The following is a 3,314-nucleotide window of genomic DNA, read 5'->3' on the forward strand; positions in this document are numbered from 1 at the left end:
AAGCTGATCGAGCCTCCGCCGAGCCTCACCAAGGCCCAGGGCCGCCGCGAGCCGTCCGTGGAGCACAAGCACAGCCCCGACGAGCTGCACGGCATGGTCGAGGACATGATCACGTTGCTGGAGAGCACCGTCCAGCCCGAGTTGCGCAAAGGCCGCTACCCGGACCGCAAGACGGCTCGCCGGGTTTCCGAGGTCGTCAAGGCAGTGGCCCGGGAGCTCGACGCCTAGCCGCGCGAGATCTCCAGATCGACAGTTCGCGGCGTGTTTGCCCTGCGTATGGGGTACTCCCACGTCATTAACCGTCGTTCACCAGGGAGGCTGCGATGGCACAGCAAGCGCAGGTCACCGAAGAGCAGGCGAGAGCCCTCGCCGAGGAGTCACGCGAAACCGGTTGGGACAAACCGTCTTTCGCGAAAGAGTTGTTCCTCGGTCGCTTTCCGCTGGAGCTGATACACCCGTTCCCCAAACCGTCTGACGCCGACGATGCCCGCGCCCGTGCGTTCCTGGACAAGCTGCGGGAGCTCCTCGACACCGTTGACGGCAGCGTCATCGAACGCGACGCGCAGATTCCCGACGAATACGTCAAAGGCTTGGCGGAACTCGGCTGTTTCGGCATGAAAATACCGTCCGAATACGGCGGCCTGGCCATGTCGCAGGTGGCCTACAACCGGGCGCTGATGATGATCACGTCCGTCCATCCCAGCCTCGGCGCGCTGCTTTCGGCCCATCAGTCGATCGGGGTACCCGAGCCGCTCAAACTGGCCGGGACCGACGAACAGAAGCGAATGTTCTTGCCGCGGTGTGCCGCTGGGGCCATATCTGCGTTTCTGCTCACCGAACCCGACGTGGGCTCCGACCCCGCGCGGCTGGCCTCGACGGCCACACCGGTCGACGACGGCAAGGCATACGAACTCGACGGGGTGAAGCTGTGGACCACCAACGGGGTGATCGCCGAGCTGCTGGTGGTGATGGCCCGGGTGCCCAAGAGCGAAGGCCACCGCGGCGGCATCAGCGCCTTCGTCGTCGAGGCCGATTCACCGGGAATCACGGTCGAGCGGCGCAACAAGTTCATGGGTCTGCGCGGCATCGAGAACGGGGTCACCAGGCTGCACCGCGTCCGGGTTCCCAGCGAGAACCTGGTCGGTCGCGAAGGCGACGGGTTGAAGATCGCGCTGACGACCCTCAACGCCGGCCGGCTCTCGATTCCGGCGAGCGCGACCGGATCGGCCAAGTGGGCGTTGAAGATAGCGCGCGAGTGGTCGGGCGAGCGGGTGCAGTGGGGCAAGCCGTTGGCCGAACACGAAGCGGTGGCGAGCAAGCTCTCGTTCGTCGCCGCCACCAACTACGCACTCGACGCGGTCCTCGAACTGTCCGCGCAGATGGCCGACGAGGGGCGCAACGACATCCGGATCGAGGCGGCGCTGGCCAAGCTGTGGTCCTCCGAGATGGCTTGCCTCATCGCCGATGAGGTCATGCAGATTCGCGGCGGGCGCGGCTATGAGACCGCGGAGTCACTGGCCGCGCGCGGAGAACGTGCCGCGCCGGTCGAGCAGGTGCTGCGGGATCTGCGGATCAACCGCATCTTCGAAGGGTCCAGCGAGATCATGAAGCTGCTCATCGCCCGCGAGGCGGTCGACGCCCACCTTGCCGCGGCGGGCGACCTCGCGAAACCCGACACGGGGTTGCGGCAGAAGGCCGCGGCGGCCGTCGGTGCTAGCGGCTTCTACGCAAAGTGGTTGCCGCAGCTGGTGTTTGGTGAAGGTCAGCACCCCAGGGCCTACGGCGAATTCGGGGCGCTGGCGCCGCACCTGCGGTTCATCGAGCGCTCCAGTCGCAAGCTGGCCCGCAACACCTTCTACGGCATGGCGCGCTGGCAGGCCAAGCTGGAGCAGCGGCAGGGCTTCCTGGGCCGTGTCGTCGACATCGGCGCCGAGCTGTTCGCGATGTCCGCGGCCTGCGTGCGGGCCGAAGCCCAGCGCGGTGCGGATCCGGTGGTCGGTCGGCAGGCCTACAAGCTGGCCGACACCTTCTGCCAACAGGCGACCCTGCGAGTCGACGCGCTGTTCGAAGCGTTGTGGCACAACACCGATAGCGACGATGTCCAGCTGACCCGCGACCTGGTGGCGGGCCACTACACGTGGCTCGAGGACGGCATCATCGACCAGTCGGAGGGCACCGGACCGTGGATCGCCCCCTGGGAGGCGGGGGAGTCGACCGAAGCCAATTTGGCTCGGCGATTCCTGGCGGGTTGACCCGTCGCGGGCGACCATAGGAGACATGGCCTCCTACATCGCAACCGCGGGCGAATTCACCCGCGACACCAAATACATCGAAACGCGGATCACTGCCGACGGCCGCGACGGCTACCCGGTGGAGCCGGGCCGGTACCGCCTCGTCGTGGCGCGTGCGTGCCCGTGGGCCAACCGCGCCATCATCGTCCGGCGGTTGCTGGGCCTTGAACCCGTCATCTCCATCGGATTTTGCGGTCCCACCCACGACGAGCGCAGCTGGACGTTCGACCTCGACCCCGGTGGTGTCGACCCGGTCCTGAAGATCCCCCGACTGCAGGACGCCTACTTCAAGCGGTTCCCGGACTACCCCAAAGGCATCACGGTCCCCGCGATCGTCGACGTCCCGACGGGTGCGGTGGTCACCAACGATTTCGCCCAGATGACCCTGGACCTGTCCACGCAGTGGACCGCCTACCACCGCGACGGCGCACCCGAGCTATATCCCGAGCGGCTGCGGCCCGAGATCGATGAGGTGAACAAGAGGGTCTACACCGAGATCAACAACGGCGTGTACCGGTGCGGCTTCGCCGGTTCGCAGCAGGCCTACGAAGCGGCTTACGACCGACTGTTCGCCGCCCTGGACTGGGTGAGCGACCGGCTGACCAATCAGCGATACCTGGTGGGCGACACCATCACCGAGGCCGACGTGCGACTATTCACCACGTTGGCTCGCTTCGACCCGGTCTACCACGGGCACTTCAAATGCAATCGGAGCAAGCTGAGCGAAATGCCGGTGCTGTGGGCCTACGCGCGAGACCTGTTCCAGACGCCGGGTTTTGGCGACACCGTCGACTTCGTCCAGATCAAGCAGCACTACTGCATCGTGCACACCGACATCAACCCCACCAAGATCGTGCCCAAGGGTCCGGACCTTGCCAACTGGCTGGCACCGCATGGCCGGGAAGCGTTGGGCGGCAGGCCGTTCGGTGACGGGACGCCGGCGGGGCCGGCCCTCGAAGGCGAGCGAGTGCCGAGCGGCCACGGGGCGTGAAGGGTGGGGTGCGTGTCGGTGGGCTAGTGCCC

2 protein-coding genes and 1 pseudogene are annotated in these 3,314 nt (G+C 66.7%); all 3 read left to right on the top strand.

Annotated elements, in window-relative coordinates; translation table 11 throughout:
- A pseudogene (locus JOZ00_RS03720) lies at positions 1-228 on the top strand (cold-shock protein); the annotation flags it as partial.
- A gap of 95 nt (positions 229-323) precedes the next feature.
- The gene (locus JOZ00_RS03725; protein WP_293339794.1) at positions 324-2,252 is read left to right on the top strand and encodes an acyl-CoA dehydrogenase family protein; all 1,929 of its coding nucleotides are present in this window, start codon (positions 324-326) and stop codon (positions 2,250-2,252) included.
- Between the two features lie 25 nt (positions 2,253-2,277).
- Positions 2,278-3,282, top strand: a complete 1,005-nt coding sequence (locus JOZ00_RS03730) for a glutathione S-transferase C-terminal domain-containing protein (protein ID WP_293339797.1) — start codon at positions 2,278-2,280, stop codon at positions 3,280-3,282.
- The last annotated feature ends 32 nt before the right edge of the window (positions 3,283-3,314 follow it).

Source organism: Mycobacterium sp. (assembly GCF_019243155.1).
In the GTDB taxonomy this organism is placed as follows: domain Bacteria; phylum Actinomycetota; class Actinomycetes; order Mycobacteriales; family Mycobacteriaceae; genus Mycobacterium.

Bases quoted from the DNA above. Each gene is read 5' to 3' on its own strand.
- JOZ00_RS03730 (WP_293339797.1), top strand. From the start codon at position 2,278: ATGGCCTCCTACATCGCAACCGCGGGCGAATTCACCCGCGACACCAAA.
- JOZ00_RS03725 (WP_293339794.1), top strand. From the start codon at position 324: ATGGCACAGCAAGCGCAGGTCACCGAAGAGCAGGCGAGAGCCCTCGCC.